Here is a 26,319-nt window from a genome sequence, read left to right as displayed (position 1 = left end):
GAGACGATGACGTACGAGGACGGTTGCGGTGGTGGCGGCGGGCTCCGTGCTGCGCTCGTGCTCGCCCGGTCGCCGCGCGAGCCGGGGCCGGACTTCCCCGCCGGGGCGGCCGTCGCCGCATGGCCGGGGGAGGCGGTGCGCGTGCCGGCCGAGCTGGACGCGGTGCTCGCGGGGGCGCTCGCGGGCGGGCGGCTTCGGCCCGCCGCCTCGGCGGGGGCGCTGCACCCCGTCAACGCCCACCTGCTGGTGGGGCCGGGAGGGGAGTTGGCGCCGGGGCGGTACGCGTACGACCCGGGCGCCCATCGCCTCCGCGCGCGGAGCGGCGCGCCCGCCGACGCACCGCCGGGCGTGGCCGCGGTGCTGACGGTGACCGCCCGCCGTACGGTCTCCCACTACGGTCACCGCGCCTGGCCCCTGCTCCTCCTCGACACGGGCCACGCGCTCGCCGCGCTCGCCCTGGCGGGGGCGGAGGCGTACTGCGGGGACGCGGACGGGGCGCTGTTGGCCGCCGCGGCGGGCCTGCTCCCGACGCCGGGCCTCGGCGAGCTCGAACACGCCGTGGCGGCCGTGTGGTTGGGGCCGGGCGGTCGGCCCGTGGTAGAGGTCCTCACCCGCTGGGCGGCTCACGGCCCCGGGGATGCGCCGGTGGGGCCTGGGAGGCCTGCACCCGCCGTGCTTGTCGCGGCGTGGGAAGTGCTGCGGGAGGTCACCGGCGGGGGAGGGAAGGGCAGTTGGTCCAGTTTCCCGGGCCTGCCGGTGCCGGTGGCGGCAGGCCCGGTGGTGGCGGGTCCGGTGGTGGTGGCGACGGCGGGTCCGGTGACGGTGGCAGCCGGGCCGGCGCCGGTAGCTGCGCGGACCCGGCCCGGTCGTCGCGCGTCGCGCGGCTCCGGCGGGGTCCCGGACGGCGTCGGACCGACCGGTGTTGCTGAGGCTGGCCGAGGTGCGGCGCCCGGCTTGCGTGGGGTTCCGGACGGCGTCGAGCGGGCCGGGATCGTGCAGACCGCGGGGGTTCGTCGGAGCGCGGCGCCCGGTTTCCGTGGGGTGCCGGACCGTGCCGAACTGGTCCGTCTCGTACGGGTCGTCGAGGCGGCCGGGCCCGAGGGGGTGCGCTGGTGCGTGGCCGTCGGTGGTCCCGAGCCGGCGGTCCTCGGCGGCCCCGAACTGCGCCTCCTGGCCACGGGGGACGCCCGGCCCACGCTCGCGCGCTGGGCGGCGGGTCAGGCCTGGCTCGCCGAGGCCGGAGCCGTACTCCTCGCGTACGGCTGCCCCGACGGCGCTCCGGCCGCCGAGGTCCGCCGCGCGCACCTCGGCGCCGGATACGCCGTGGGACTCGCCCAAGTCCTGGCCGGCACGGCCGGGTTGCCGTCCCGACCGGTCGGCTCCTGGCAGTCGGCCGACCTCGGCGCGGCCCTCGGCGCCCCACCGGGCAGCGGCCCGATCCTCCACGCCCTGGCCCTCGGCCGCCGCCCTTCACGTCCTCCGACCAACCCGTCCGTACCCCCGCAAGGAGCCCCGCCGTCATGATGGTTCACCCGGAGCTCGTCCGTGCCGTGCGGCCCGCGTGGGGGAGGCTCGCCGTCGCCACCGGGCTTCTCGTCGGCCTCGCCGCCACGCACCTCATCCAGGCCGTCCTGCTCGCACTGGCCCTCGCGCGGATCGCCCGGGGCGCCACCGACGGGCTGGGCCCGCTGCTCGCGGGGGTGCTCGGGGCCGTCGTCGTACGGGCCCTGCTCAGCTGCTTCCAGCGGCGGGCAGCCGTGCGCGCGGGCGCCACCGTTCGGACCGGGCTGCGCGACACCCTCCTCGCGCGGCTCGGCGTCCTCGGCGCGCCGCGTGCCGCCGACGCGCGTGCAGGGGCCGTGCGCGCCACGCTCGTCGACGGCGTCGAGGGGGTCGACGCGTATGTCTCCCGCTACCTCCCCCAGCTCCTCGTCACCGTCGCCGTACCCCCCGCCCTCCTCCTCGCCGTCGCCCTCGTCGAGCCGTACGCCGCGCTCGTGCTCGCGCCCGCCCTGCTCCTCGCGCTCTTCGCGCCCCGCTGGTGGGACCGGCTGCTCGCGCGGCGCGGGCAGGAGCATTGGGGGGCCTACGAGGCCCTGTCCGCCGACTACTTGGAGGCTCTCCAGGGCATGCCCGCCCTCCGCGCCGCCGGCGCGGTCGCGCGGACCCGGGCCCGCCTTGAGGCGCGGTCCGCCGAGCTCCACCGGGCCACCGTCGCCAAGCTCCGCGTCTCCCTGGTCGACACGGGCATCACCGACCTCGCCGTCCAGGGCGGTACGGTCGCCGCCGCCCTCGTCGCCTGCGCCTCCGCCGTGTCCGGGCGGACGACGGCGACCGGCACGTACCTCGTCCTGATGCTGGCGGCCGAGTGCTTCCGGCCCGTACGGGACCTCTCGCGCGAATGGCACTCCGGCTACCTCGGCATCTCCGCCGCCGACGGCATCGCGGCGCTGCGGACCTCGGTCGGCACCGTCCCGGACACCGGGCGGACCGTCGCCTCCTGGACCGAGGCGCCCGAGATCCGCTTCGAGGACGTCCGCCACACGCACCCCGGAGCCCCCGAACCCGCCCTGCGGGGCGTCACGTTCACCGCAGAGGCGGGGCGGACCACGGCGATCGTCGGCCCGTCGGGCGCGGGCAAGTCCACGCTCCTCGGGCTGCTCCTGCGGCAGGGCGGCGACCCGGACGGCGGGCGCATCATGGTCGGGGGCGCGGACCACGGCTCGTACACGCTGGCGTCCCTGCGGCGCGGGATCGCGGTCGTCTCCCAGGACACGTACCTCTTCCACGCCTCCGTCGCCGACAATCTGCGCCTGGCGAGGCCGGACGCCACGCACGCCGAACTGAGGGCGGCGGCGCGGGCGGCGGGCATCGACGAGGAGGTACGGGCGCTGCCCGACGGCTACGAGACCGTCGTCGGCGAGCGGGGCGCGACGCTCTCGGGCGGTCAGCGCCAACGGCTCGCCCTGGCACGGGCGTTGCTGGCCGACGCGCCCGTCCTCGTCCTGGACGAGGCGACGAGCGCCGTCGACGAACGCCGCGAGGCGCACATCGGCCGCGCCCTGCGCGCGGCGGCGCGCGGGCGCACCTGCCTGGTGGTCGCCCACCGCCTGGCGTCGGTACGGGACGCGGACCGGATCGTCGTCCTCGACGGCGGACGGGTCGACGCGATCGGCACGGACGCGGCCCTGCGGAAGCGGGAGGGGTTGTACGCGCGGCTGCTCGCCGCGGGAAGCACGACGAAGGAGGAGACGGCGGCGTGAGGGACGACATGGCCAAGGGCGACACGGCCGGGGACGAGAGGGCCTCCGAGCCGGGCGGGCCGGGAGCGGGCGGGGGTCCGCCCCCGCCCCCGAGCCCCACCCGTCCGACGACGTCCCCAGACCCAGACCCAGACCCAGCCCCAGCCCCCGCCCCCGAGCCCCCGCCCCGCTCCCTGCGGGCCCTGCTTCCCGTCCTCGGGGCCCATCGGGGGATGACCGTGCGGACCTTCGGGGCCGCGCTCGTCGATCAGGTGGCGCTCGTCGGGCTCGTCACGCTGGCCGCGCACACCGTCGGGACGGCCGTCGTGGAGGGGGAGGCGCCCGGTGCCCGTACCGTGCTCGCCCTCGTAGGGCTCGTGCTGCTGCGATCCCTCGCCACCTGGCGGGAGATGGACCTCTCCCACGACCTCGCCTACCGCGTCCTCGCCGAGCTGCGCGTCCGCGTCTTCGACGGGCTCGCCCGGAGCGCGCCCGCGCGGATCGCCGGGCGCCGCAGCGGAGACCTGGCCTCCGCCGCGCTCGGCGACGTCGAGGCCCTCGAGTTCTTCTACGCGCACGCGGTCGCCCAACTCCTCGCCTCCGGCGCCGTCTTCGCCACCGGTACGGCGGTCCTCGGCATCGTCGACCCGTGGCTGCTCGCCGCCGTCCTGCCCGCGGCGGGTCTCCTCGTCCTCGGCCCCGTCCTCGACGGGCGCGGGCGCGCGGCGCGCGGGGCGCGGACCAGGGACGCGGCGGCGGTGCTCTCCGCCGAGACCGTCGAGACCGTCGACGGGCTCCGCGAGCTGCTCGCCTTCGGAGCCCTCGACCGGCGGCGGGAACGGCTGCGCGCGTACGGTCGCCGGCTCGGGGACGCGCAGCGGGCCGAGCACACCTGGGAGGCGGGCGCGGCCGCCGTACGCGACCTGCTCGTCGTCGCCGCGGTCGTCGGCGTCGTCGCGGCCGCCGCGCACACCCTGAGCGGTCCTTGGGCCCCCGCCGCGATGGCCCTGGCCCTGGGCTGCCTGGCGCCCGTCGCGGATTCCGCCGCCGCGTTGGGCCAGGCGGGTGGTCTTCGGGCGGCGGCCGCCCGCGTGGGCGCCGCCGTCAAGGCCCCTCCGGGCGCCCCGGCGCCGGAGCGGCCGGTCCCGCTGCCCGACGGGCCCCTGGGCCTGCGGCTGCGCGGCGTCCGCTTCGACTACGGCGGTACGGAGGTCCTCGCCGGCGTCGACCTCGCCGTCGGGGCCGGGGAGACCGTCGCCCTCGTCGGCGCCTCCGGAGCCGGGAAGTCGACCGTGGCGCATCTCCTCGCCCGGTTCTGGGACCCGGCCGCCGGCGCCGTGGAGCTGGTCGGCGACCATGCCGTCGACGTACGGGACCTCACCGACGCCGACCTGCGCCGCGCCGTGGCCGTGGTCGGCCAGGACGCGCCGCTCTTCCACGGCACCCTCGCCGACAACCTGCGGCTCGCGGCCCCTGACGCGTCCGACGAGCGGGTACGGGAGGTGGCCGAGCTGTGCGGGATGGGGCACCTCGTCTCCGGCCTCGCGGTCGGCGAACGCGGCGCCACGCTCTCGGGCGGCCAGCGGGCCCGCGTCGCCCTGGGCCGGGCCCTGCTCGCCGGGCCCCGGATCCTGGTCCTCGACGAGACGACCGCGAACCTGGACGCCGCCGGTGAGGCCGACCTCGCCCGTGCCCTGGCGGCCGCGCCGGGTGCGGCGACCCGCACAACCGTCGTCATCGCCCACCGGCCCTCGACGATCCGCCGCGCGGACCGGATCGCGGTCCTGGACGGCGGCCGCGTCACGGAAGCGGGCACCTGGGAGCAGCTGACCGCCCGGGAGGGCCCCTTCAAGGCCCTCCTGACCCGCACGCCCTGACCACCGGGGCCCTGACCACCGTGGGCCCTGCTTACGCGCCTCGGCAGGTCAGCAGGGTCCATGGGGACCTGGGGAACCTCCTGGGGCCGTACCCGGCCCCGGGAGCCCCCGCCAGCCCCCGTCCTGCCCGCCCCTACGACATCCGCAGCGCCAGGAAGAAGTCGAGCTTGTCCTCCAGACGCGACAGGTCCCTGCCCGTCAGTTGCTCGATCCGGCCCACCCGGTAGCGCAGGGTGTTCACATGCAGGTGCAGACGCGTCGCGCAGCGGGTCCAGGAGCCGTCGCAGTCGAGGAAGGCCTCCAGCGTGGGGATCAGCTCGGCGCGGTGGCGGCGGTCGTAGTCGCGGAGCGGGTCCAGCAGGCGGGCCGTGAAGGCGCGCCGGACGTCGTCCGGGACGAACGGGAGGAGCAGCACGTGCGAGGCCAGCTCGTGGTGGCCCGCCGCGCACACGCGGCCCGGCCGTGCGGCCGCGACGCGGCGAGCGTGCCGGGCCTCCTCCAGGGCGCCGCGCAGGCCCTCCGCCGAGTGGACGGCCGCGCTGACGCCGAGGGTGAGGCGGCCGTCGTCGGCGAGACCGGACGACAGAGGGTCACGTACGGCCGCGAGCAGCGCGTCGGCGTGCAGGCCCAGGGTGGTCGTGCCCTCGTCCTCGCTGTCCGGCAGGGGCCCCGCGGGCAGCGGTACGAGGGCGATGGCCTCGTCCCCGTGGTGCGCGACCGCGATCCGGTCGGCGGAGTCGGCGCCCACGGTCGCCGGGTCGACGAGGATCTCCTCCAGGAGCGCCTGGGCGACCGGGCCGGTGTCCACCGTGCCCGCTCCGCCCTCCGGGTCCCATTCGACGCGGGCGACGACGACCTGCCAGTGCGGGGCGGTCCCCAGGCCGGGCAGCAGGACCGGGGCGGCGACCCGCAGGCGGGCGGCGATCTCGGCGGGCGCGGCGCCCGTCTGGACCAGCTCCAGGACCTCCTGGGCGAGCCGGCGCCGTACGGTACGCGCCGCGTCCCGCCGGTCCCGCTCGACGGCGATCAGCTGCGTGACGCCCTGGAGCAGGTCGAGCCGGGCGGCCGGCCAGTCGCCCGCGTCGGCCTCGACGGCCAGCAGCCAGTCGGAGAGCACGGTCTCCCGGACGTCTCGTGCGGCGGGGGCCGCGCCGCGCCCGGTGTTGCGGATCGGGAAGAGGGAGTACGTCGTTCCGGCGACGCTGAGGCGGTGCGGGCCGCGCCGTCCGGTCCGGGTCGCCGCGAGGTGCTCGCCGGCCAGGGTGGAGGCGAGAGCGGCCTCCAGCGGCTCTCCGGCCCCGGCGATCTGGCGTCCGGTGGGGGAGAGCACCCAGGCCCGGAGGTCCAGGTCGGAGCCGAGGAGATCGAGGACGACCTCGGGGCCGCCGCCCGCCGGTCCGGAGGTCATCAGCCGGCGGTGACGGTCGACGACGGCCGCCAGGTCGCCGGCCCGCTCGCCGGACACCTGTCGAACAACGTGTTCGGTAATCGTTGCGAACGCAACGGTTTCGTTAACTGCGAACAGCGGCAGCCGATGGCGAGAACACGCCTGTACGAGATCGTCGGGGATGTCCCCGAGCTCCGCCTCGCCGGCGGCGAGCGCCGCCACCCCGGCGGAGGCCAGGATCCGGACGAACGGTTCCGCGTCCGCGGGCTCGCGGAGCCAGGCGAGGCCGGTGAGCACCAGCTCGCCACCGGACAGATACCGGCTGGGGTCCTTGAGGTCCGTGGTCATCACGCCGCGAACGGTGCGGTCCAGCTCGTCCTCACCACCGAGCAGGCGCAGCCCCAGCGCGTCGGTTTCCAGCAATGCGCGCAGCCGCATCTCGTTGCCGCCGTTCCTTCTCGTCCGTCACTCGTCTGTCACTCTCGGGGGTACTCGCCCGTCGTGCTCCCCGGGGGGCGACGGAAGGTTCGACGGTCCCGAAGACTGTCGCGTTGTCGCCGGTGGCGTGGTGCCACGGTTTCCAGGGGAAAACGGCGAGGTTACTGAGCATCGCCCTTCGTTCGAATCTACAAGACGAACAAGGTCACCAGCCAACTCCTTCATGTTTTCGGTGACTGCACCCCGGGCGGCAGGGCTTGTGTACTAGGCCACACATCGCGTTAACAGCACGTGAACATGAATTCGAAGTCGAGGGCCGGCCGTCCCCCCGGGCCCGTCAGACCGACCCCCGATCACTAGAAGCACAAGAAGAGAGCCACCATGGACTTCCTTCGCCCCGCCAGCTGGGAGGAGGCGCTCGCCGCCAAGGCCGAGCACCCCACGGCCGTGCCCATCGCCGGTGGTACGGACATCATGGTCGAGATCAATTTCGACCACCGGCGTCCCGAGTACCTCCTGGACCTGAACCGTATCGAGCTGCTGCGCGAGTGGGAGGTCGGCGAGGAGAACGTCCGCCTCGGCGCTTCCGTTCCGTACACCCAGATCATGGAGAACCTCCGGGCCGAGCTGCCGGGCCTCGCGCTCGCCTCGCACACGGTCGCCTCCCCGCAGATCCGCAACCGCGGCGGCGTCGGCGGCAACCTGGGCACCGCGTCCCCCGCCGGAGACGCGCACCCGGCCCTGCTCGCGGCGGGCGCCGAGGTCGAGGTGGAGTCGGTGCGTGGCAACCGGTTCATCCCGATCGACGAGTTCTACACGGGTGTGAAGCGCAACGCGCTGCAGCCCGACGAGCTCATCAAGACCGTCCACATCAAGAAGGCGGACGGCCCCCAGCAGTACTCCAAGGTCGGTACGCGCAACGCGATGGTCATCGCCGTCTGCGCCTTCGGCCTGGCGCTCCACCCGGAGACCCGCACGGTCCGCACCGGCATCGGTTCGGCCGCGCCCACCCCGATCCGCGCCAAGGAGGCCGAGGCCTTCCTGAACGCGGCTCTGGAGGAGGGCGGCTTCTGGGAGAGCGGCAAGATCATCACCCCGTCGATCGCGAAGCAGTTCGCCGACCTCTGCTCGGGCGCCGCCAACCCGATCGACGACGTCCGTGGCACCGCCAAATACCGCCGCCACGCCGTCGGCATCATGGCCCGCCGCCAGCTCGGCTGGACCTGGGAGCAGTACCGCGGCACCGGCCGCACGCTTGAGGGAGCTGCATAACCATGCGCGTCAATTTCACGGTCAACGGTCGTCCGCAGGAAGCCGACGACGTCTGGGAGGGCGAGTCCCTCCTCTACGTCCTGCGTGAGCGGATGGGCCTGCCCGGCTCCAAGAACGCCTGCGAGCAGGGCGAGTGCGGTTCCTGCACGGTCCGCCTCGACGGCGTGCCGGTCTGTTCCTGCCTGGTCGCGGCCGGTCAGGTCGAGGGCCGCGAGGTCGTCACGGTCGAGGGTCTGGCCGACTACTCGCAGCACCGCGAGGACGCCCACCCGGGCGGTGCCTGTGGCACCGGCGGCTGCGGCACCTCGCTCGACTCGGCGAAGAAGTGGCAGGCCAAGCCGGCCGACTCGCAGACCGGTGAGGCCGGCAGCGACCCGTTGGCACTCTCTCCGATCCAGCAGGCGTTCATCGACGCCGGCGCCGTCCAGTGCGGCTTCTGCACCCCCGGTCTGCTGATCGCCGCCGACGAGCTCCTCGAGCGTCAGAGCGACCCGTCCGACCAGGACATCCGTGAGGCCCTCTCCGGCAACCTGTGCCGCTGCACGGGCTACGAGAAGATCCTCGACGCGGTCCGCCTGGCGGCCGCCCGTCAGGGAGAGGCGGTCTGACCATGGCTCAGAACACGCGCACCGCTCCGGCGGGCACGCCGACCAACGTCACCCAGAAGCACAACAAGGGCGGCATCGGCGAATCGACGCTCCGCCCCGACGGCACCCTCAAGGTCACCGGTGAGTTCGCGTACTCGTCGGACATGTGGCACGAGGACATGCTCTGGGGCCAGACGCTCCGCTCGACCGTCGCGCACGCCGAGATCGTCTCCATCGACATCTCCGAGGCGCTCGCGATGTCCGGTGTGTACGCCGTGCTCACGTACGACGACCTGCCGGCCGAGATGAAGAACTACGGCCTGGAGATCCAGGACACCCCCGTCCTGGCCCACGGCCGGGTACGCCACCACGGCGAGCCGGTGGCCCTGATCGCCGCCGACCACCCGGAGACCGCGCGCCGCGCGGCCGCCAAGGTCAAGATCGAGTACAGGGAACTGCCGGTCGTCACCGACGAGGCCTCCGCCCTCGCCCCCGACGCGCCGCTGATCCACGAGGGCCGCGACGACCACCACATCGGTCACGTCCCGCACCCGAACATCGTGCACCGCCAGCCGATCATCCGCGGCGACGTGGAGGAGGCCCGCAAGCGGGCCGATGTGATCGTCGAGGGCGAGTACACCTTCGGCATGCAGGACCAGGCCTTCCTCGGCCCGGAGTCCGGCCTCGCCGTGCCGTCCGAGGACGGCGGTGTCGACCTGTACGTCGCCACCCAGTGGCTGCACTCGGACCTCAAGCAGATCGCCCCCGTCCTCGGCCTGCCCGAGGAGAAGGTCCGCATGACGCTCTCCGGCGTCGGCGGTGCCTTCGGCGGCCGCGAGGACCTGTCGATGCAGATCCACGCCTGCCTCCTGGCGCTCCGCACCGGCAAGCCGGTCAAGATCGTCTACAACCGCTTCGAGTCCTTCTTCGGCCACGTGCACCGCCACCCGGCGAAGCTCTGGTACGAGCACGGCGCCACCAAGGACGGCAAGCTCACGCACCTCAAGGCCCGGATCGTCCTCGACGGCGGCGCCTACGCCTCGGCCTCCCCGGCCGTCGTCGGCAACGCCTCCTCGCTCGGCGCCGGCCCCTATGTGGTCGACGACGTCGAGATCGAGGCGGTCGCGCTCTACACGAACAACCCGCCCTGTGGCGCGATGCGCGGTTTCGGCGCGGTGCAGGCGTGCTTCGCGTACGAGGCGCAGATGGACAAGCTGGCGGCGAAGCTGGGCATGGACCCGGTGGAGCTGCGCCAGATCAACGCCATGGAGCAGGGCACGATCATGCCGACCGGCCAGGTCGTGGACTCGCCGGCCCCGGTCGCCGAGCTGCTGCGCAGGGTCAAGGCCCGCCCGCTTCCGCCGGAGCAGCAGTGGCTCGCGGCCGGTGAGGACGCGGACGTCCGCGCCCTTCCGGGTGGCCTCTCCAACACCACCCACGGCGAGGGCGTCGTCCGCGGTGTCGGCTACGCGGTCGGCATCAAGAACGTCGGCTTCTCCGAGGGCTTCGACGACTACTCCACCGCCCGCGTGCGCCTGGAGGTCATCAACGGCGAGCCCGTCGCCATGGTCCACACGGCCATGGCGGAGGTCGGCCAGGGCGGTGTCACCGTCCACGCGCAGATCGCCCGCACGGAGCTGGGTGTCACCCAGGTGACCATCCACCCGGCCGACACCCAGGTCGGCTCCGCCGGCTCGACGTCCGCCTCCCGGCAGACGTACATGACCGGTGGCGCGGTGAAGAACACCTGCGAGAAGGTGCGCGAGGCCGTCCTCGAGATCGGCCGCCGCAAGTTCGGCTCGTACCACCCGGCGTGGGCCACCGCCGAGCTGCTGCTCGAAGGCGGCAAGGTCGTCACCGACGGCGGCGAGGTCCTCGCGGACCTGGCCGACGTCCTGGAGGACGAGACCGTCGACCAGGAGCACGAGTTCCGGCACCGCCCGACCGTCGCGTTCGACCTGGTCACCGGCCAGGGCGACGGCCACGTCCAGTACACCTTCGCCGCGCACCGCGCGGTGGTGGAGGTGGACACCGAGCTCGGCCTCGTGAAGGTCATCGAGCTCGCGACCGCCCAGGACGTCGGCAAGGCGCTCAACATGCTCTCCGTCGTCGGCCAGATCCAGGGTGGTACCACCCAGGGCCTGGGCGTCGCGGTGATGGAAGAGATCATCGTGGACCCGAAGACCGCGAAGGTGCGCAACCCCTCCTTCACGGACTACCTGATCCCGACGATCCTCGACACGCCGACCATCCCGGTCGACGTACTCGAACTGGCCGACCCCAACGCGCCGTACGGCCTGCGGGGACTCGGCGAGGCTCCGACCCTGTCGTCCACCCCGGCCGTCCTCGCGGCGATCCGGAACGCGACGGGCCTGGAGCTCAACAAGACGCCGGTCCGCCCCGAGGCGCTCACCGGCACCCTGTAGGACTCTCCGGGCGGTGCGTGCCTCCCAGGAACGTCACACTTCCCAGCCCGTACCGCCCGGAGCAACCCATCCGTGGGACCAGCAGTAACAGCAGCACCCGTAGTAACCGGCAGTACCAGCAGTACCAGCAACACCCGTAGTAACCGGCAGTACCAGCAACACCCGTAGTAACCAGCAGGACCAGCAGTACCGAGAAACACCTGCAGTACCGCGCAACACCAGATTGACGTGATTCACCCAGTTCGTCTCGGGCCGTCCCCCGGGTCGTGCAGCCAACGCACCATCCCAAATCCCGCAGCTTCTCTGACCTTCGGAAAGTCTTATGCGGGTGCCCCTTTGAACCTTGGGAGTAGGCCCCATGACCCAGTCGTCAGTGGAGCCCAAGACCGCCTCGGAGGACGCGGGCTCCGGCTCGAACGTCCCCGCCGGCCGCTCTTGGCTCGACCGGTACTTTCACATCTCGGAGAGAGGATCCTCCGTCGCGACGGAGATCCGCGGCGGCGTCACCACCTTCATGGCGATGGCGTACATTCTCCTGCTCAACCCTCTGATCCTCGGCGGCAAGGATGTGGACGGCAACGTCCTCAGCCAGCCCGCCCTCATCACGGCGACCGCTCTGGCCGCCGCCGTGACCACCCTGCTGATGGGCTTCTGGGGCAAGGTCCCGCTCGCCCTCGCGGCGGGGCTCAGTGTCTCCGGTGTGCTCTCCTCGCAGGTCATCTCCGTGATGACCTGGCCGCAGGCCATGGCCATGTGTGTGGCCTACGGTGTGGTGATCTGCCTCCTGGTGGTCACCGGCCTGCGTGAGATGATCATGAACGCGATCCCGCTTGCCATCAAGCACGCGATCACGATCGGTATCGGCCTCTTCATCGCCATCATCGGCTTCGTCAAGGCCGGCTTCGTCCACGAGAACCCTTCTCCCGGCGGCGGCCCGGTCACCCTCGGCCCGCTCGGTGAGCTTCAGGGCTGGCCCGTCCTGATCTTCGCGGTCACCCTGCTTCTGATCTTCGCCCTTCAGGCGCGCAACATCCCCGGCGCCATCCTGATCGGCATCGTCGCCGGTACGGTCATAGCTCTGATCGTCAACGCCGTCGCCGACATCCCGGCCAAGGGCGCGGGCGCCTGGTTCTCCGGCGCCCCGGAGCTCAACGGCAGCGCCGTCTCCACACCGGACTTCTCGCTCATCGGCGAAGTGTCCTTCAGCGGCTGGGGCGACGTCGGCTACATCACGATCACCATGATCGTCTTCACCCTGGTCCTGGCCGGCTTCTTCGACGCCATGGCCACGATCATCGGCGTCGGCTCCGAGGCCAACCTCGCGGACGACAAGGGCCGGATGCCGGGCCTCTCCAAGGCCCTGTTCATCGACGGCGCCGGCGGTGTCATCGGTGGTGTCGGCGGCGGCTCCGGCCAGACGGTCTTCGTCGAATCGGCCACCGGCGTCGGCGAGGGTGCCCGTACGGGTCTCTCCTCCGTCGTCACCGGCGCCTTCTTCGCGGCCTGCCTCTTCTTCACCCCGCTCACCGCGATCGTGCCCGCCGAGGTCGCCTCCGCGGCCCTGGTCGTCATCGGCGCGATGATGATGCAGAACGCGAAGCACGTCGACTGGAGCGACCGCTCCGTGGCGATCCCGGTGTTCCTCACCGTGGTCCTGATGCCGTTCACGTACACCATCACCACGGGTGTCGCGGCCGGTGTCATCTCCTACGCCGTCATCAAGGTGGCGCAGGGCAAGGCACGCGAAGTGGGGGCCTTCATGTGGGGCCTGACCGCGATCTTCATCGTGTACTTCGCGATCCATCCGATCGAGAGCTGGCTCGGCGTCGGCTGACGCCCTGCCGCCGCCCTCCACACACACATCTGAGGAGTTCGAGATGCTGGACATCGCCGAAGAGCTGAACCGGTGGGTCGAGCAGGGACGCGAGTTCGCCGTCGCCACCGTCGTGGCGGTCGGCGGCAGCGCGCCCCGGCAGCCGGGCGCCGCGCTCGCCGTCGACAGCGACGGCACGGCGATCGGCTCGGTCTCCGGCGGGTGTGTGGAGGGCGCGGTCTACGAACTGTGCCAACAGGCCCTCGAAGACGGCACCACCGTCGTCGAGCGCTTCGGCTACAGCGACGAGGACGCCTTCGCCGTCGGTCTGACCTGCGGCGGCATCATCGACATCCTCGTCACCCCGGTCCGCGGCGGGGTCTACCCCGCCGCCCTGGCCGCCGCCGTCTCGGGAGAGGCGGCGGCCCTCGCCAGGATCGTCGAAGGACCCGCGGAGCTGATGGGCCGGGCCCTCCTGGTCCGTCCCGACGGATCGTACGAAGGCGCCCTCGGCGGCCACCCCGCGCTCGACCGCACGGCCGCCGGCGAGGCGCTCGCCATGCTGGACGCGGGCCGCACCGGCACCGTCGAGATCGGCGAGGACGGCAGCCGCTGCGGACAGCCGCTCACCCTCCTCGTCGAGTCCTCCGTCCCCGCCCCGCGCATGATCGTCTTCGGCGCCATCGACTTCGCCTCCGCCCTCGTCCGGGTCGGCAAGTTCCTCGGCTACCACGTCACCGTGTGCGACGCCCGGCCCGTCTTCGCGACCCCGGCCCGCTTCCCCGAGGCCGACGAGATCGTCGTCGAATGGCCGCACCGCTACCTGGAGTCCACGGAGGTGGACGGCCGCACCGTCCTGTGCGTGCTCACCCACGACGCCAAGTTCGACGTCCCGCTCCTCGAAGCGGCTCTGAAGCTGCCCGTCGCCTACGTCGGCGCGATGGGCTCCCGCCGCACCCACGAGGACCGCAACAAGCGGCTGCGCGAGGTCGGCGTCACCGAACTCGAACTCGCCCGTCTGCGCTCCCCCATAGGGCTCGACCTGGGTGCCCGCACCCCGGAGGAGACGGCCCTCTCCATCGCGGCCGAGATCGTCGCCAACCGCCGTGGCGGCACCGGTGTCTCGCTCACCGGCGCCCACACCCCGATCCACCACGACGGACCGCGCGCACCCGACGGACGGATAGGTTCCGTCGCCTGACGGGCAGTCACGCCAGCCTTTCGAGTCATTGACGGGTACGGAGCGGTGGGGAGACGCTCGCGGGAGCGCTCCCGCTGACGGGGCGCGCCGAGAGGACGTCATCCATGCGCCACCGCTCCACCGCCGTCCCGTCCACCCGCACCGCGCCCCCATCCCGCGTGTCCGCGCCGCCCGTACTCCCCGCGCCCGAGCCGCCGGCATTTTCGGCACCCGCGCCCGTACCCCCCGCCTCCGCGTCGCTCGTGCCCGACCGCGTCCGGTCCGTGCGGCTCCTGATCCTCGCCGCCGCTGCCCTCGCCCTCCTCGCCGCCGCCCTGCTGCCGGTGAAGGCCGACGGCGCCCCGCCGGACCCCGTCCACCTCCACGCCCCCGCCCCCAACCCGGCCGCCCTCACCCAGCACCGCGAGCTGCTGGCGCGCGGGGACGTGCGCACCGCCGCAGGACTGCTCGCCATGGTCCGCGCCCCGCACGCCGTCTGGCTGGTGGACAGCACCCCCGCCGAGGTCGAGCGCGCCGCCCGCACCACCGTCGAGACCGCCGCGCGCGAGGGCACCGTGCCCCTCCTCGTGCTCTACAACGCCCCCGGCCGCGACTGCGCCCAGTACTCCGCGGGCGGCGCCTCCACCGACGCGGCGTACACCGCCTGGACCGACGCCGTCGCCCGGGGTATCGGCACCCACCGCGCCCTCGTGGTCCTCGAACCCGACGGCATCGCCCTGCTGCCCTCCGACTGCGGCCAGGACGACAGCGCCGGGACCCGGACAGCCGCCCGCTACACCGCCGTACGCCACGCCGTCGACACCCTCGAACCGCTCGCGGGCACCGCCGTCTACATCGACGCGGGACACCCCGGCTGGCACACCGTCGAGACCGTCGTGCCCCGACTCGTCAAGGCCGGCGTCGACCGCGCCACCGGCTTCTCCGTCAACGTCTCCCACTACCACTCCGACGCCGACAGCTCCTGGTACGGCACCCTCGTCTCGGGCTGCCTCGCGCATGTCGCCCGGGCCGGCGATCCCGCCGACTGCCCCGAGCGGAGCCTGCCCCGCGCCGACGCCCGCGCCTGGCTGACCACCCATGCCGCGGGCCCCGCCGCCGACCGCGCCCACTTCGTCACCGACACCAGCCGCGCGGGCCGCGGCCCCTGGATCCCGAAGGCCGGCGTCCACGCCGACCCGCAGGAGTGGTGCAATCCGCCCGGGCGCGGACTCGGCCCCCGGCCCACGGCCGCGACCGGCGACCCGCTCCACGACGCCAAGCTCTGGATCAAGACGCCGGGGGAGTCCGACGGTCACTGTCTGCGCGGGACGGCCGGTCCGAAGGACCCCGAGCGCGGGACCGTGGACCCGAAGGCCGGGGACTGGTTCCCGGCCCAGGCGTTGGAACTCGTACGGCTCGCCCTTCCGCCGATCCTGCCCCGCGCGGCCGCCGGTCAGGTCCGGGGCACGGAAAACCGTGACGTACCCCTCCGGGCCGCCGGTTAGGGTCGTGATCATGGACATTCGCGACGTACCCGAAGCGCATCTCGACCGTGCCCTCGATCTCTCGTACCTCGTCTTCCATGAGCGTCCCGAGGAAGAGCGGCGCAAGCACCACCGCGACATGCTGGCGCCCTGCGAACGGATCGGCGCGTACGAGGGCGACCGACTCGTCGGCTTCGTCGCGGCGTTCCCCTTCACTCTCTCCGTACCCGGCGGCGATCTGCCCTGTCCCGGCCTGACGCTGGTCTCCGTCGCCCCCACGCACCGGCGGCGCGGGGTGCTCTCCGCCCTGATCGCCGAGGTGTTCCGGCGGTACGCGGAGCGGGGCGTGCCGCTCGCCGCCCTCTGGGCCTCCGAGGACGCCATCTACGGTCGGTTCGGGTTCGGCCCCGCCACTCAGGGCCTGACCGTCGAGATCGACTCCCGGCGGCCGCTCGCCCTGCGGATCGACCCCGACGAGCGCCCGCTGCGGCTGATCGACCCGGCGGACGCCCCCGCCGTCGTCGGGCCCTGCTTCGAGGCCACCCGCGGGCTCCGGGCGGGCCGGATCGCCCGGGACGAGCTGCGCTGGACCGGCGAGTGGCTGCGCGACGAGGACGAGGAGGACGACGAGCTGTCGCCCGCCCGGGTCGTCGCGCTCGGCGACCCGGTCGCCGGATACGCCGTCTACCGCACCAAGGGCGAGAACGAGGACACCCGCACCCCGGGCGTGGTCCGCGTCGACGAGGTGGAGGCCGACACCCCGGCCGTCGCCGCCGCGCTCTGGCGCTACCTCGCCTCGATCGACCTGACCGGCACCGTCCGCGCCTGGGGCAGGCCGCTCGACGACCCGCTGCTGCTCTTCGCCGCCGACCGTGACCAGGTGCGGGTGACCGGGCAGTTCCCTGCGCTCCGGGTACGCCTCGTCGACGTCCGCGCGGCGCTGACGGCCCGGACCTGGGCCGCCCCCGCCGATCTCGTCCTGGAGGTGCACGACAGCCGTCTCCCCGCCAACTCCGGCCGCTTCCGCCTCACTTCGGGCCCGGACGGGGCGCGGTACGAGCCGACCGGTGACCCGGTCGACCTCTCCTTCGACGTACGGGACCTCGGCGCCTGCTACCTCGGCGGTACGGAGGTCGTGGACCTGGTGGCGGCGGGCCTCGTGGAGGAGCACACACCGGGCGCGGCGGCCACGCTCGACGCGGCGCTGCAGACGCCCCGACTGCCGCACACCTGCGACGAGTTCTAGACGATCCCGTACGGGTCACGGGTCACCGGGTCGCGGGCCATCGGGCCATCGGGCCATCGGGCCACCGGGTCACCGGGCACTCCCGCATCGCGGAGTGCCCGGGCGGCGGGTGGCGGCAGCCCGCCCGCCAGGGGGCTCAGCTCTTCCGCAGGCCGTTCAGGAGCAGCTCCGCCAGCTGGCCGTACGCCTCCGCGTCCGCGAGGCCGGTCGCCGCGGCGACCTGTCGCTGCTGGATGCGGACCATGACCGAGGCGATCACGTCGGCCGCGAAGGAGACGTGGACCTCGCGGAAGACGCCCGCGCGCACGCCCTCCTCGATCAGCTGCTGCACCCGCCCCGCCGCCGCGCGGGTGTTGCGCTCGTAGACCTCGGCGGCCGGTTCGAAGGCGGCCACGTCGTCGAAGAACTGCGGGGAGACCGGGGCGAGTTCGGCCGCGACCGCGCGCAGATAGGCGGCCAGCCGCTCGGCCGGGTCCTGCTCCGCCGCGAGGACCGCCTCGACGCGGGTGGTCGCGCGCCGGAAGAAGTGGACCACGGCGGCCCTGACGAGCTGTTCCTTGCTGTCCGCGAGGCCGTAGAGCGTGCGCTTGGAGCAGCGCAGCCGGGCCGCGAGATCGTCCAGGGTCAGCTGCGCGAAGCCCTCGCCGACCAGGAGGGCCACCAGCTCCTCGAACAGGGCTGACCGGCGGGCCGCGCCGCGGCCCGTCAGCTTGGGGGCGCCGGCGGCGGAAGTGTCGATCACCTGAACAGTATGCCGGTCGACCCGTTCGGGGGGTTACGGCGGAACCCTTCTGCGCTACGCTCAACGGTACTGCCGTACCGCTCCCAGTACCGTTTCGCCGGTGCCGAGCGGCTGAATGTCAATGGAGAGTCGCCATGGATGTCGACCGCCTGCTTCCCACCCCCGAGGCAGCGGACCTCATCGCCCTCACCCGGGAGATCGCCGACAAGGAGCTCTCTCCCCGCGTGGACGAGCACGAGGCCGCCGAGACGTACCCCGAAGGCCTGTTCAGCACGCTCGGCCGGGCCGGACTGCTCGGTCTCGCCTACCCCGAGGAGTTCGGCGGCGGAGGCCAGCCGTACGAGGTGTACCTCCAGGTCCTGGAGGAGCTGGCGGCGCGCTGGGCGGCCGTCGCGGTCGCCACCAGCGTCCACACGCTCGCCTGCCACCCCCTGCACTCCTTCGGCACCGCCGAGCAGAAGGAGCGCTGGCTCCCCGCGATGCTCGCCGGCGAGACCATCGGCGGCTACAGCCTCTCCGAGCCCCAGGCGGGCTCCGACGCGGCCGCCCTCTCCTGCAAGGCCGAGCGCGTGGACGACGGCCCCAACGGCGCCGCGTACCGCGTCACCGGCACCAAGGCGTGGATCACCCACGGCGGCAAGGCCGGCTTCTACGCCCTCTTCGCCCGCACCGCCCCCGGAAGCCACGGCATCTCCTGCTTCCTCGCCCCCGGCGAGACCGAGGGCCTCTCCTTCGGCAAGCCCGAGCGGAAGATGGGCCTCCAGGCCGTCCCCACCACCTCCGCCCACTGGGACGGGGCGGTCCTCGACGCCGACCGGCTCATCGGCGACGAGGGCCAGGGGCTCCAGATCGCCTTCAGCGCGCTCGACTCCGGCCGCCTCGGCATCGCCGCCTGCGCCACCGGGCTCGCCCAGGCCGCCCTCGACGCCGCCGTCGACTACGCCAACGAGCGCACCACCTTCGGCCGGAAGATCGTCGACCACCAGGGGCTCGGCTTCCTCCTGGCCGACATGGCCGCCGCCGTCGACTCCGCCCGCGCCACCTACCTCGACGCGGCCAGGCGCCGCGACCTCGGCCGCCCCTTCAGCCGCCAGGCCTCCGTGGCCAAGCTGACCGCCACGGACGCGGCCATGAAGGTGACCACGGACGCCGTCCAGGTCCTCGGCGGGTATGGCTACACCCGCGACTTCCCGGTCGAGCGCTACATGCGCGAGGCCAAGATCATGCAGATCTTCGAGGGCACCAACCAGATCCAGCGGCTGGTCATCAGCCGCCAGCTCGCCCGCTGACCCACCGCACTCCGCCCTTTCATCGACGCAACCGATCCCCGCTGACGTTTCGAGGAGTTCCATGGACATCGCCGGCTCCGCCGCGCTCGTCACCGGCGCCGCTTCCGGCCTCGGCGCCGCCACCGCCGCCGCACTCGCCGCCCGCGGCGCCACCGTCTACGGCCTGGACCTGGACAAGGCCGTCGCGGCGGCAGGACCCCTGCCCGACGGCGTCACCCTGTTCGCGGCCGACGTCACCGAGGAGGGGCCGGTCCGCGAGGCGCTCGCGCGGATCGAGGCCGACGGCGCCGAGCTGAGGCTCGCCGTCAACTGCGCGGGCATCGCCCCCTCCGCCCGCATCCTGGGCCGTAAGGGCCCGCACGACCTCGACCTCTTCCGTACGGTCCTGAACGTCAACCTGCTCGGGACCTTCAACGTGATGCGCCTTGCCGCCGAGGTCATCGCCCGCCGGGAGCCGGACGAGAACGGTCAGCGCGGACTCGTCGTCAACACCGCCTCGATCGCCGCCTTCGAGGGCCAGGTCGGCCAGATCGCGTACGCCGCCTCCAAGGCGGGCGTCGCCGGGATGACCGTCACCGCCGCCCGCGACCTCGCCCAGTTCGGCATCCGGGTCGTCACCATCGCGCCCGGCATCGTCGACACCCCGATGATGGCCGGGTTCAGCGAGGAGATCCGCGCCGGGCTCGGTGCGAGCGTGACCTTCCCGCAGCGCCTGGCCCGTCCGGAGGAGTACGCCAGGCTCGTCACGATGGTCGCCGAGCACGACTACCTGAACGGCGAGACGATCCGGATGGACGGCGCGCTGCGGATGGCGGCCCGCTGAGCCTCCCGTAGCGAGAGCACTTGGTGCCGGTGAAAGCTGGCACCAAGTGCCGCGGGGCCGTCCGTCGGATGTTAGGTTCGGGCCATGGGAACAGCCTCGACGAACTCCACGAAGCCCGCGATGCGGGACTCCCTCATCGCCGCGGCCTTCCAGCTCTTCCTGGAGCGCGGGTACGAGCAGACCACCGTCGACGACATCGTCACCCTCGCCGGGGTCGGCCGGCGCTCCTTCTTCCGGTACTTCCCGTCGAAGGAGGACGTGGTCTTCCCCGACCACGAGCAGAGCCTCGCCGACATGACCGAGTTCCTCGCCGCGAGCGCGGACACGGACGACCCGCTGGTCAGGATCTGCGACGCCACCCGCCTCGTCATGCGGATGTACGCCGAGAACCCCACGTTCTCCGTCCAGCGCTACCGCCTCACCCGCGAGGTGACGGGCCTGCGGACGTACGAACTCTCGGTCGTCTGGCGGTACGAGAAGACGCTCGGCGACTATCTGCGGACCCGTTGGGCCGACCGGCGCGACGGCACCCTGCGGGCCAACGTGGTCGCCGCCTCGGTCGTCGCCGCGCACAACCACGCGCTGCGCCACTGGCTGCGCTCGGGCGGCGAGGGCGATCCGCTGGCCGAGGTGGACCGGGCCCTGGAATTCGTCCGCGCCACCTGGACCGGTGAGGCGGTCGAGGGTGCGGGCGGTCCGGGCGAGGATGCCGAGGACGTCGTGGTGGTGATCACCAAGCGGTCCACGCCGATGTGGCGGGTGGTGCGCGAGGTGGAGTCGAGCCTCGGCGACAGCTGAGAGGTTCCCAGGAGGGCTCAGGATCTTCGGCGGGGATCTCAGTATCATCAATTGAGGGAACTGAGGTCTTTATTTGCTGGCACTCAGTGCCATATCTTTGCTCCATGCACGGTCGAGCCGCCGAGTGCAAGGAGAACGCATCGTGTTCCACACCGGGTCCATGGGACTGAGGAACGGGAGCACCGCCGTCCGGACCGAGGAATCGGCCGCCGACGCCGAGCTCTACTACCAGCTCTGTCGCTGGTGCAACACCACGACCTTCCAGCGCCTGCTCTGTCCGACCTGCGGGTCGACCGACCTCGCTCCCGAACGCAGCGAGGGTGAGGGCGTGATCTCCGTACGCCGCGGGGTCGCCGCGGCCGACAACGACCTCTGGCCGGTCCACATGGCCGAGGGATTCGTCGTCCGGTGCCGGGTCGACGGACCGCCGCACGCGGTACGCCCCGGCGTCCGCGTCAGGCTCTCCTCCCTGGCCGCGGTGCCGGGGCACGAGCCGGTCGTCCGGCTCTGCGAGGAGGTCCCCCTCGACGGCTGGATCTGAGCCGCGTACACGACGCACAGAGGAAGGGCCCGGTGGCACAGAGTGCCACCGGGCCCTTCCTTTCGCCGGGGGAGTGTCCCCAGGTCCCCAGGGTCCCTACCGCGCGCCGATCTCGTCGGTCAGCTGCGGCAGGACCTCGAAGAGGTCGCCGACCACGCCGTAGTCCACCAGATCGAAGATCGGGGCCTCCGCGTCCTTGTTGACGGCCACGATCGTCTTCGACGTCTGCATGCCCGCCCGGTGCTGGATCGCGCCGGAGATGCCCGCCGCGATGTACAGCTGGGGCGAGACCTGCTTGCCGGTCTGGCCCACCTGGTTGGAGTGCGGGTACCAGCCGGCGTCGACGGCGGCACGCGAGGCGCCGACGGCCGCACCGAGGGAGTCCGCGAGCTTCTCGACGACCTCGAAGCCCTCGGCCGCGCCGACACCACGACCGCCGGAGACCACGATCGCGGACTCGGTCAGCTCGGGGCGGCCGGTGGAGACGCGCGGGGTGCGCGAGACGACCGTGGCGGCGTTGCCGGTGAAGGCGACGGTGACGTTCTCGACCGTACCGGCGGCCGGGGCGGCCTCCGGGGCGGCGGAGTTGGGCTTGACGGTGATGACCGGCACGCCGTGCGAGACCCGCGACTTCACCGCGTACGAGGCGGCGAAGACGGACTGGGTCGCGACCGGGCCCTCGTCACCGGCCTCCAGCTCCACGGCGTCGGTGATCAGACCCGAGCCGAGGCGCAGGGCGACGCGCGCGGCGATCTCCTTGCCCTCGCCCGAGGACGTCACCAGGACGGCGGCGACACCCTTGTCCTGCGCGATCTGGGTGAGCGCGTCGACCTTCGGCACGACGAGCTGCTCGGTGAACTCGGCGCCGTCCGCGACGTACACGGTGGCAGCGCCGTACTCGCCGGCGGTCGCGGCGATCGACGCGGCGGCCTCGCCGGCGCCGAGCACGACGGCCGTCGGCTCGCCGATCCGGCGGGCCAGCGTGAGCAGTTCGAGCGCCGGCTTGCGGACCGCACCGTCGGCGTGGTCCACGAGAACCAGGATCTCAGCCATGATTCCTTGCTCCTGAACGGTAGTGACGGTGGGTCAGATGAACTTCTGGGTGGCGAGGAACGCGGCGAGCTGCTTGCCGCCGTCGCCCTCGTCGGTGACGATCGTGCCCTGCGTACGGGCCGGGCGCGCCGTGGCCGACTCGACGAGGGTCCACGACCCGGCGAGGCCGACCTCGTCGGCGTCGATGCCGAGGTCGTCCAGGTCCAGCTCCTCGACCGGCTTCTTCTTGGCCGCCATGATCCCCTTGAAGGAGGGGTAACGGGCCTCGCCGGACTGGTCGGTGACCGAGACGACGGCGGGCAGCGGGGCCTCGACGAGCTCGGTGGCGGCGTCGCCGTCGCGGCGGCCCTTGACCGTGCCGTCCTCGACGGAGACCTCGGAGAGCAGGGTGACCTGGGGGAGGCTCAGCCGCTCGGCGAGCAGCGCCGGCAGCACACCCATCGTGCCGTCGGTCGACGCCATGCCGCAGATGACCAGGTCGAAACCGGTCTTCTCCAGGGCCTTGGCGAGGACGGCGGAGGTGCCGATCACGTCGGTGCCGTGGATGTCGTCGTCGTTGACGTGGACGGCCTTGTCGGCGCCCATCGACAGCGCCTTGCGCAGCGCGTCCTTGGCGTCGTCCGGGCCGACCGTCACCACGGTGACCTCGGCGTCGTCGGACTCCTCGGAGATGCGCAGCGCCTGCTCGACGGCGTACTCGTCCAGCTCCGAGAGCAGACCGTCGACCTCGTCGCGGTCGACCGTCAGGTCGTCGGCGAAGCCGCGGTCACCGGTCGCGTCGGGTACGTACTTCACACAGACAGCGATCCTCAGGGTCACGGCCTGGCTCCTTTCAAACGGTCAAGCGGTCAAGTGACGGACGGTTACGGGAGGTTGCGGGCCATGACGATGCGCTGGACCTGGTTGGTGCCCTCGTAGATCTGGGTGATCTTGGCGTCACGCATCATGCGCTCGACGGGGTAGTCACGGGTGTAGCCGTAGCCGCCGAGGAGCTGGACGGCGTCGGTGGTGACCTCCATCGCGACGTCGGAGGCGAAGCACTTCGCGGCGGCGCCGAAGAAGGTGAGGTCGCCGTCGACGCGCTCGGACTTGGCGGCGGCCGCGTAGGTGAGCTGGCGGGCGGCCTCGAGCTTCATGGCCATGTCGGCGAGCATGAACTGCACGCCCTGGAAGTCGGCGATCGGCTTGCCGAACTGCTTGCGCTCCTGGACGTAGCCCTTGGCGTAGTCGAGGGCGCCCTGCGCGATGCCGAGGGCCTGCGCGGCGATGGTGATGCGGGTGTGGTCGAGGGTCTTCATCGCGGTGGCGAAGCCGGTGCCTTCCGCGCCGATCATCCGCGAGGCGGGGATACGGACGTTGTCGAGGTAGACCTCGCGGGTCGGGGAGCCCTTGATGCCGAGCTTCTTCTCCGGCGCGCCGAAGGAGACGCCCTCGTCGCCCTTCTCCACCACGAACGCGGAGATGCCCTTGGACCGCTTCTCGGGGTCGGTGACGGCCATCACCGTGTAGAACTCCGACTCACCGGCGTTGGTGATCCACCGCTTCACCCCGTTGAGCACCCAGGTGTCGCCGTCGCGGACCGCGCGGGTCTTCATCCCGGCCGCGTCGGAGCCGGCGTCCGGCTCCGACAGGCAGTACGAGAACATCGCCTCACCGCGCGCCAGCGGACCGAGGTAGGTCTTCTTCAGCTCCTCCGAGCCCGACAGGATCACGGGCAGCGAGCCGAGCTTGTTCACCGCGGGGATCAGCGAGGACGAACCGCACGCCCGCGCGACCTCCTCGATCACGATCACGGTCGCCAGTGCGTCCGCGCCCGCACCCCCGTACGACTCCGGCACGTGCACCGCGTGCAGGTCGGCCGCGACCAGCGCCTGCAGCGCCTCGTGCGGGAACCGGGCCTCCTCGTCGACTGCCGCGGCGAACGGCGTGATCTTCGCCTCCGCCAGCGCGCGGACCGTCTCCCGGAGCATCTCGTGCTCCTCCGACAGGCGATACAGGTCGAAGTCCTTGCCCATGATGGTGAGCTCCCCTAAGGCTTGTGGCACTGAGTACCCTCAGCAAAACACACTCAGTGCCATGGGCGCCAGTGGCATGGGGACGGCAGGGCGGACTCGGCCGTTTCGGACTCCCCGCCCGCACGGCACTTCTCAGAGGGGTACGACGGTCGCCTCGGTCGCCTTCACGCTCGTCCAGACCGGGGTCCCGTCGGCGAGGCCGAGGTCGGCCGCGGCCTGGGGGGTGATCTCGGCGACCAGGTCGGGGGTCCGGTCGGAGGTGACGAGGACGCGGAGCCGGCTGCCGCTCGTGGTGATCTCCCGGACCGTGCCGGGCCAGACGTTACGGGGGCTTCCGCCGGGCCGCTCGCGGTGGAGGGAGACGGCCTCGGGGGCGATGACGGCGAGGGCCTCGGTGCCCGTCGGGAGGGGGTCGGCGACGACGAGGGTGCCGCCGCCCGCGAGGGCGAGGCCGTCGGGGGTGGCGGTGCCGGGCCAGGCGTTGCGGCCGAGCATCCGGGCGACCCAGGGGGAGCGCGGGTGCCGGGTGACCTCGGCCGGGGTGTCGTCCTGGAGCGCGCGGCCCTCGTCGAGGACGAGCACGCGGTCCGCGAGGGAGACGGCCTCCACGGGGTCGTGGGTGACGATCAGGCAGACGCCGCCGAAGTCCTGGAGGTGGGTGCGCAGGGTGTGCCGGACATGGGCCCGGGTGGTCTGGTCGAGGGCGGCGAGCGGCTCGTCGAGGACCAGCAGCCGGGGCCGGGCCGCGAGCGCCCTGGCCAGCGCCACGCGCTGGGCCTGACCGCCGGAGAGCTGCGCAGGGCGGCGGTGGGCGAGGTGCCCCACGCCGAGCCGGTCCAGCCACTGCTGGGCGGCGCGCCTGGCCTCGGCCCGGGAGACACCCTGGACGCGCAGGCCGTACGCGGTGTTCGCGAGGGCGGTCATGTGCGGGAAGAGGGCGCCGTCCTGCGGGACCCAGGCGACGTGCCGGCGGTGCGGCGGAAGGTCGGTGACCTCGATGTCACCGAGGCGGAGCGCGGCGTGGGCCCGCGGGGTGAGGCCGAGGAGCGCGCGCAGCAGGGTGGTCTTCCCTGCGCCGTTGGGCCCCACGACGGCGATCGTCGTGCCGGGCGCGGCGTCCAGGGAGAGCTGGGTGAAGCCGGTGACCTCGGCCCGGAGCGACCACTGTTCCCCGGGCGCGGACGCCTGCTCCGGTACGTCCAGGGCGGGCGGCGGCCCGTCCGGCGTGGCCTCGGCCGGCGTGGCCTCGTCCGCCGGGGGCGCGGTCCGGCGCGGGCGGTCGGACGGGATGCCGGTCCACCGGCCCCGGAGCGCGATCAGCACCGCCATCGCGATCGCGAGCAGCAGGAGGGAGACCGAGGTCGCCGCCTCCGGCTCGTCCTGGAGCAGCAGGTACACCTGGAGCGGCAGCGTCTGCGTGGTGCCCGGCAGGTTCCCCGCGAAGGTGATCGTGGCGCCGAACTCGCCGAGCGCCCGGGCCCAGGTCAGGGCCGCGCCCGCGATCAGCCCGGGCGCCACCATCGGCAGGGTGACGGTGAAGAAGACCCGTACCGGAGACGCGCCGAGCGAGGCCGCCGTCTCCTCGTACCGGGGCCGAAGCCCGCCCAGCGCGCCTTCCAGGCTGATGACGAGGAACGGCATCGCCACGAAGGTGGCCGCGACGACCGCGCCCGAGGTGTGGAAGGGGAGGGTGATGCCGAAGGTGTTCTCCAGCCAGGGGCCGAGCAGCCCGCGGCGGCCGAACGCGAGGAGCAGCGCCACCCCGCCGACCGTCGGTGGCAGCACCATCGGCAGCAGGACCAGCGAGCGGACGATCGCCTTCCCGGGAAACGAGACGCGTGCGAGCAGCCAGGCCAGGGGCACGCCCAGGACCAGGGAGAGGCCGAGCGACCAGAACGACACGACCAGCGAGAGCCGCAGGGCCTCGACGGTGCCGGGCGAGCCGAGGTGGTCGCCGAGTTCGCCCCACGGGGTCCGTACGAGGATGCCGAGCAGCGGCAGCAGCAGGAACGCCACGGCCGCCAGGGCCGGGACGGCCAGGGCGAGGGGCGCGCGGGGGCCGGTGGTGCGGCCGCCGGTTCGTTTCATCGGTGGTTCCTGCGGGTT

General features: G+C 73.1%; 20 protein-coding genes. 14 read left to right on the top strand and 6 right to left on the bottom strand.

Annotated features, from left to right (window positions below; translation table 11 throughout):
- Window positions 1–6: 6 nt before the first annotated feature.
- From ACGFYP_RS14070 to ACGFYP_RS14060, 3 genes are all read left to right on the top strand, one after another.
- Complete coding sequence (locus ACGFYP_RS14070; protein WP_393491667.1) at window positions 7–1,524, top strand: hypothetical protein; 1,518 nt, start codon at window positions 7–9, stop codon at window positions 1,522–1,524.
- On the top strand, window positions 1,521–3,263 hold the full coding sequence (locus ACGFYP_RS14065; protein WP_393491663.1) for an ABC transporter ATP-binding protein/permease: 1,743 nt from the start codon (window positions 1,521–1,523) through the stop codon (window positions 3,261–3,263). Before ACGFYP_RS14070 ends, ACGFYP_RS14065 begins: the two co-directional genes overlap by 4 nt.
- A 212-nt stretch (window positions 3,264–3,475) precedes the next feature.
- Window positions 3,476–5,119: an ABC transporter ATP-binding protein gene (locus ACGFYP_RS14060; protein WP_393491657.1), complete on the top strand. Its 1,644-nt coding sequence runs from the start codon at window positions 3,476–3,478 to the stop codon at window positions 5,117–5,119.
- 133 nt (window positions 5,120–5,252) lie between these two features.
- Here the strand turns inward: ACGFYP_RS14060 and ACGFYP_RS14055 are convergent, their stop codons facing one another.
- On the bottom strand, window positions 5,253–6,944 hold the full coding sequence (locus ACGFYP_RS14055) for a PucR family transcriptional regulator ligand-binding domain-containing protein (RefSeq protein WP_361962151.1): 1,692 nt from the start codon (window positions 6,942–6,944) through the stop codon (window positions 5,253–5,255).
- A gap of 381 nt (window positions 6,945–7,325) precedes the next feature.
- On the opposite strand from ACGFYP_RS14055, the gene ACGFYP_RS14050 reads away from it, so the two are divergent.
- The 7 genes from ACGFYP_RS14050 to ACGFYP_RS14020 all read left to right on the top strand — a co-directional run bounded on the left by ACGFYP_RS14050 (window position 7,326) and on the right by ACGFYP_RS14020 (window position 16,952).
- Complete coding sequence (locus ACGFYP_RS14050) at window positions 7,326–8,216, top strand: xanthine dehydrogenase family protein subunit M (protein WP_361609437.1); 891 nt, start codon at window positions 7,326–7,328, stop codon at window positions 8,214–8,216.
- A gap of 2 nt (window positions 8,217–8,218) precedes the next feature.
- Entirely contained in the window at window positions 8,219–8,824 is a 606-nt protein-coding gene (locus ACGFYP_RS14045; protein WP_329114280.1) for a (2Fe-2S)-binding protein, read from the top strand.
- A 2-nt stretch (window positions 8,825–8,826) separates the two neighbouring features.
- Window positions 8,827–11,229, top strand: coding sequence for a xanthine dehydrogenase subunit D (gene pucD / locus ACGFYP_RS14040; protein WP_393491651.1), 2,403 nt, complete (start codon window positions 8,827–8,829; stop codon window positions 11,227–11,229).
- Window positions 11,230–11,587: 358 nt separating this feature from the next.
- Window positions 11,588–13,063, top strand: a complete 1,476-nt coding sequence (locus ACGFYP_RS14035) for an NCS2 family permease (RefSeq protein ID WP_393491648.1) — start codon at window positions 11,588–11,590, stop codon at window positions 13,061–13,063.
- A 43-nt stretch (window positions 13,064–13,106) separates the two neighbouring features.
- A complete protein-coding gene (locus ACGFYP_RS14030; protein ID WP_361962157.1) occupies window positions 13,107–14,243 on the top strand; it encodes an XdhC/CoxI family protein in 1,137 nt (378 codons plus the stop codon).
- A 242-nt stretch (window positions 14,244–14,485) separates the two neighbouring features.
- Entirely contained in the window at window positions 14,486–15,727 is a 1,242-nt protein-coding gene (locus ACGFYP_RS14025) for a glycoside hydrolase family 6 protein (protein WP_393491645.1), read from the top strand.
- A 10-nt stretch (window positions 15,728–15,737) separates the two neighbouring features.
- Window positions 15,738–16,952 (top strand): GNAT family N-acetyltransferase, encoded by a 1,215-nt coding sequence (locus tag ACGFYP_RS14020; RefSeq protein ID WP_393491642.1) that lies wholly within the window; start codon window positions 15,738–15,740, stop codon window positions 16,950–16,952.
- Between the two features lie 136 nt (window positions 16,953–17,088).
- On the opposite strand, the gene ACGFYP_RS14015 is transcribed toward ACGFYP_RS14020, so the two are convergent.
- A complete protein-coding gene (locus tag ACGFYP_RS14015) occupies window positions 17,089–17,694 on the bottom strand; it encodes a TetR/AcrR family transcriptional regulator (protein ID WP_361962165.1) in 606 nt (201 codons plus the stop codon).
- Between the two features lie 134 nt (window positions 17,695–17,828).
- Here ACGFYP_RS14015 and ACGFYP_RS14010 point away from each other — a divergent pair, with 134 nt between their 5' ends.
- From ACGFYP_RS14010 to ACGFYP_RS13995, 4 genes are all read left to right on the top strand, one after another.
- On the top strand, window positions 17,829–18,983 hold the full coding sequence (locus tag ACGFYP_RS14010; RefSeq protein ID WP_393491637.1) for an acyl-CoA dehydrogenase family protein: 1,155 nt from the start codon (window positions 17,829–17,831) through the stop codon (window positions 18,981–18,983).
- A 61-nt stretch (window positions 18,984–19,044) separates the two neighbouring features.
- Window positions 19,045–19,806, top strand: coding sequence for an SDR family NAD(P)-dependent oxidoreductase (locus ACGFYP_RS14005; protein ID WP_393491634.1), 762 nt, complete (start codon window positions 19,045–19,047; stop codon window positions 19,804–19,806).
- 84 nt (window positions 19,807–19,890) lie between these two features.
- Window positions 19,891–20,604 carry a TetR family transcriptional regulator gene (locus ACGFYP_RS14000; protein WP_393491631.1) on the top strand — a complete coding sequence of 238 codons (714 nt, stop codon included), beginning with the start codon at window positions 19,891–19,893 and terminating at the stop codon, window positions 20,602–20,604.
- A 160-nt stretch (window positions 20,605–20,764) separates the two neighbouring features.
- Window positions 20,765–21,145, top strand: a complete 381-nt coding sequence (locus ACGFYP_RS13995; protein ID WP_361962173.1) for a zinc ribbon domain-containing protein — start codon at window positions 20,765–20,767, stop codon at window positions 21,143–21,145.
- 96 nt (window positions 21,146–21,241) lie between these two features.
- Here ACGFYP_RS13995 and ACGFYP_RS13990 read toward each other — a convergent pair whose 3' ends face one another.
- The 4 genes from ACGFYP_RS13990 to ACGFYP_RS13975 all read right to left on the bottom strand — a co-directional run bounded on the left by ACGFYP_RS13990 (window position 21,242) and on the right by ACGFYP_RS13975 (window position 26,301).
- Entirely contained in the window at window positions 21,242–22,198 is a 957-nt protein-coding gene (locus ACGFYP_RS13990; RefSeq protein WP_361962175.1) for an electron transfer flavoprotein subunit alpha/FixB family protein, read from the bottom strand.
- 33 nt (window positions 22,199–22,231) lie between these two features.
- Entirely contained in the window at window positions 22,232–23,017 is a 786-nt protein-coding gene (locus tag ACGFYP_RS13985; protein WP_393491627.1) for an electron transfer flavoprotein subunit beta/FixA family protein, read from the bottom strand.
- A 44-nt stretch (window positions 23,018–23,061) separates the two neighbouring features.
- Window positions 23,062–24,213, bottom strand: coding sequence for an acyl-CoA dehydrogenase family protein (locus ACGFYP_RS13980; RefSeq protein ID WP_361962459.1), 1,152 nt, complete (start codon window positions 24,211–24,213; stop codon window positions 23,062–23,064).
- Window positions 24,214–24,345: 132 nt separating this feature from the next.
- Entirely contained in the window at window positions 24,346–26,301 is a 1,956-nt protein-coding gene (locus ACGFYP_RS13975) for an ABC transporter permease (protein ID WP_393491624.1), read from the bottom strand.
- Window positions 26,302–26,319 lie beyond the last annotated feature (18 nt).

It is taken from the genome of Streptomyces sp. NPDC048370, assembly GCF_043200825.1.
Lineage (GTDB): Bacteria > Actinomycetota > Actinomycetes > Streptomycetales > Streptomycetaceae > Streptomyces.
Note: the sequence above shows the minus strand (reverse complement) of the source record. Positions and strands in the feature narration are given on the sequence as shown.

Excerpts from the sequence above, each read along its gene's own strand:
- ACGFYP_RS14070 (WP_393491667.1), top strand. The coding sequence starts at position 7 with ATGACGTACGAGGACGGTTGCGGTGGTGGCGGCGGGCTCCGTGCTGCG.
- ACGFYP_RS14065 (WP_393491663.1), top strand. The coding sequence starts at position 1,521 with ATGATGGTTCACCCGGAGCTCGTCCGTGCCGTGCGGCCCGCGTGGGGG.
- ACGFYP_RS14060 (WP_393491657.1), top strand. The coding sequence starts at position 3,476 with ATGACCGTGCGGACCTTCGGGGCCGCGCTCGTCGATCAGGTGGCGCTC.
- ACGFYP_RS14055 (WP_361962151.1), bottom strand. The coding sequence starts at position 6,944 with ATGCGGCTGCGCGCATTGCTGGAAACCGACGCGCTGGGGCTGCGCCTG.
- ACGFYP_RS14050 (WP_361609437.1), top strand. The coding sequence starts at position 7,326 with ATGGACTTCCTTCGCCCCGCCAGCTGGGAGGAGGCGCTCGCCGCCAAG.
- ACGFYP_RS14045 (WP_329114280.1), top strand. The coding sequence starts at position 8,219 with ATGCGCGTCAATTTCACGGTCAACGGTCGTCCGCAGGAAGCCGACGAC.
- pucD (WP_393491651.1), top strand. The coding sequence starts at position 8,827 with ATGGCTCAGAACACGCGCACCGCTCCGGCGGGCACGCCGACCAACGTC.
- ACGFYP_RS14035 (WP_393491648.1), top strand. The coding sequence starts at position 11,588 with ATGACCCAGTCGTCAGTGGAGCCCAAGACCGCCTCGGAGGACGCGGGC.
- ACGFYP_RS14030 (WP_361962157.1), top strand. The coding sequence starts at position 13,107 with ATGCTGGACATCGCCGAAGAGCTGAACCGGTGGGTCGAGCAGGGACGC.
- ACGFYP_RS14020 (WP_393491642.1), top strand. The coding sequence starts at position 15,738 with ATGGACATTCGCGACGTACCCGAAGCGCATCTCGACCGTGCCCTCGAT.
- ACGFYP_RS14010 (WP_393491637.1), top strand. The coding sequence starts at position 17,829 with ATGGATGTCGACCGCCTGCTTCCCACCCCCGAGGCAGCGGACCTCATC.
- ACGFYP_RS14005 (WP_393491634.1), top strand. The coding sequence starts at position 19,045 with ATGGACATCGCCGGCTCCGCCGCGCTCGTCACCGGCGCCGCTTCCGGC.
- ACGFYP_RS14000 (WP_393491631.1), top strand. The coding sequence starts at position 19,891 with ATGGGAACAGCCTCGACGAACTCCACGAAGCCCGCGATGCGGGACTCC.
- ACGFYP_RS13995 (WP_361962173.1), top strand. The coding sequence starts at position 20,765 with ATGGGACTGAGGAACGGGAGCACCGCCGTCCGGACCGAGGAATCGGCC.
- ACGFYP_RS13990 (WP_361962175.1), bottom strand. The coding sequence starts at position 22,198 with ATGGCTGAGATCCTGGTTCTCGTGGACCACGCCGACGGTGCGGTCCGC.
- ACGFYP_RS13980 (WP_361962459.1), bottom strand. The coding sequence starts at position 24,213 with ATGGGCAAGGACTTCGACCTGTATCGCCTGTCGGAGGAGCACGAGATG.
- ACGFYP_RS13975 (WP_393491624.1), bottom strand. The coding sequence starts at position 26,301 with ATGAAACGAACCGGCGGCCGCACCACCGGCCCCCGCGCGCCCCTCGCC.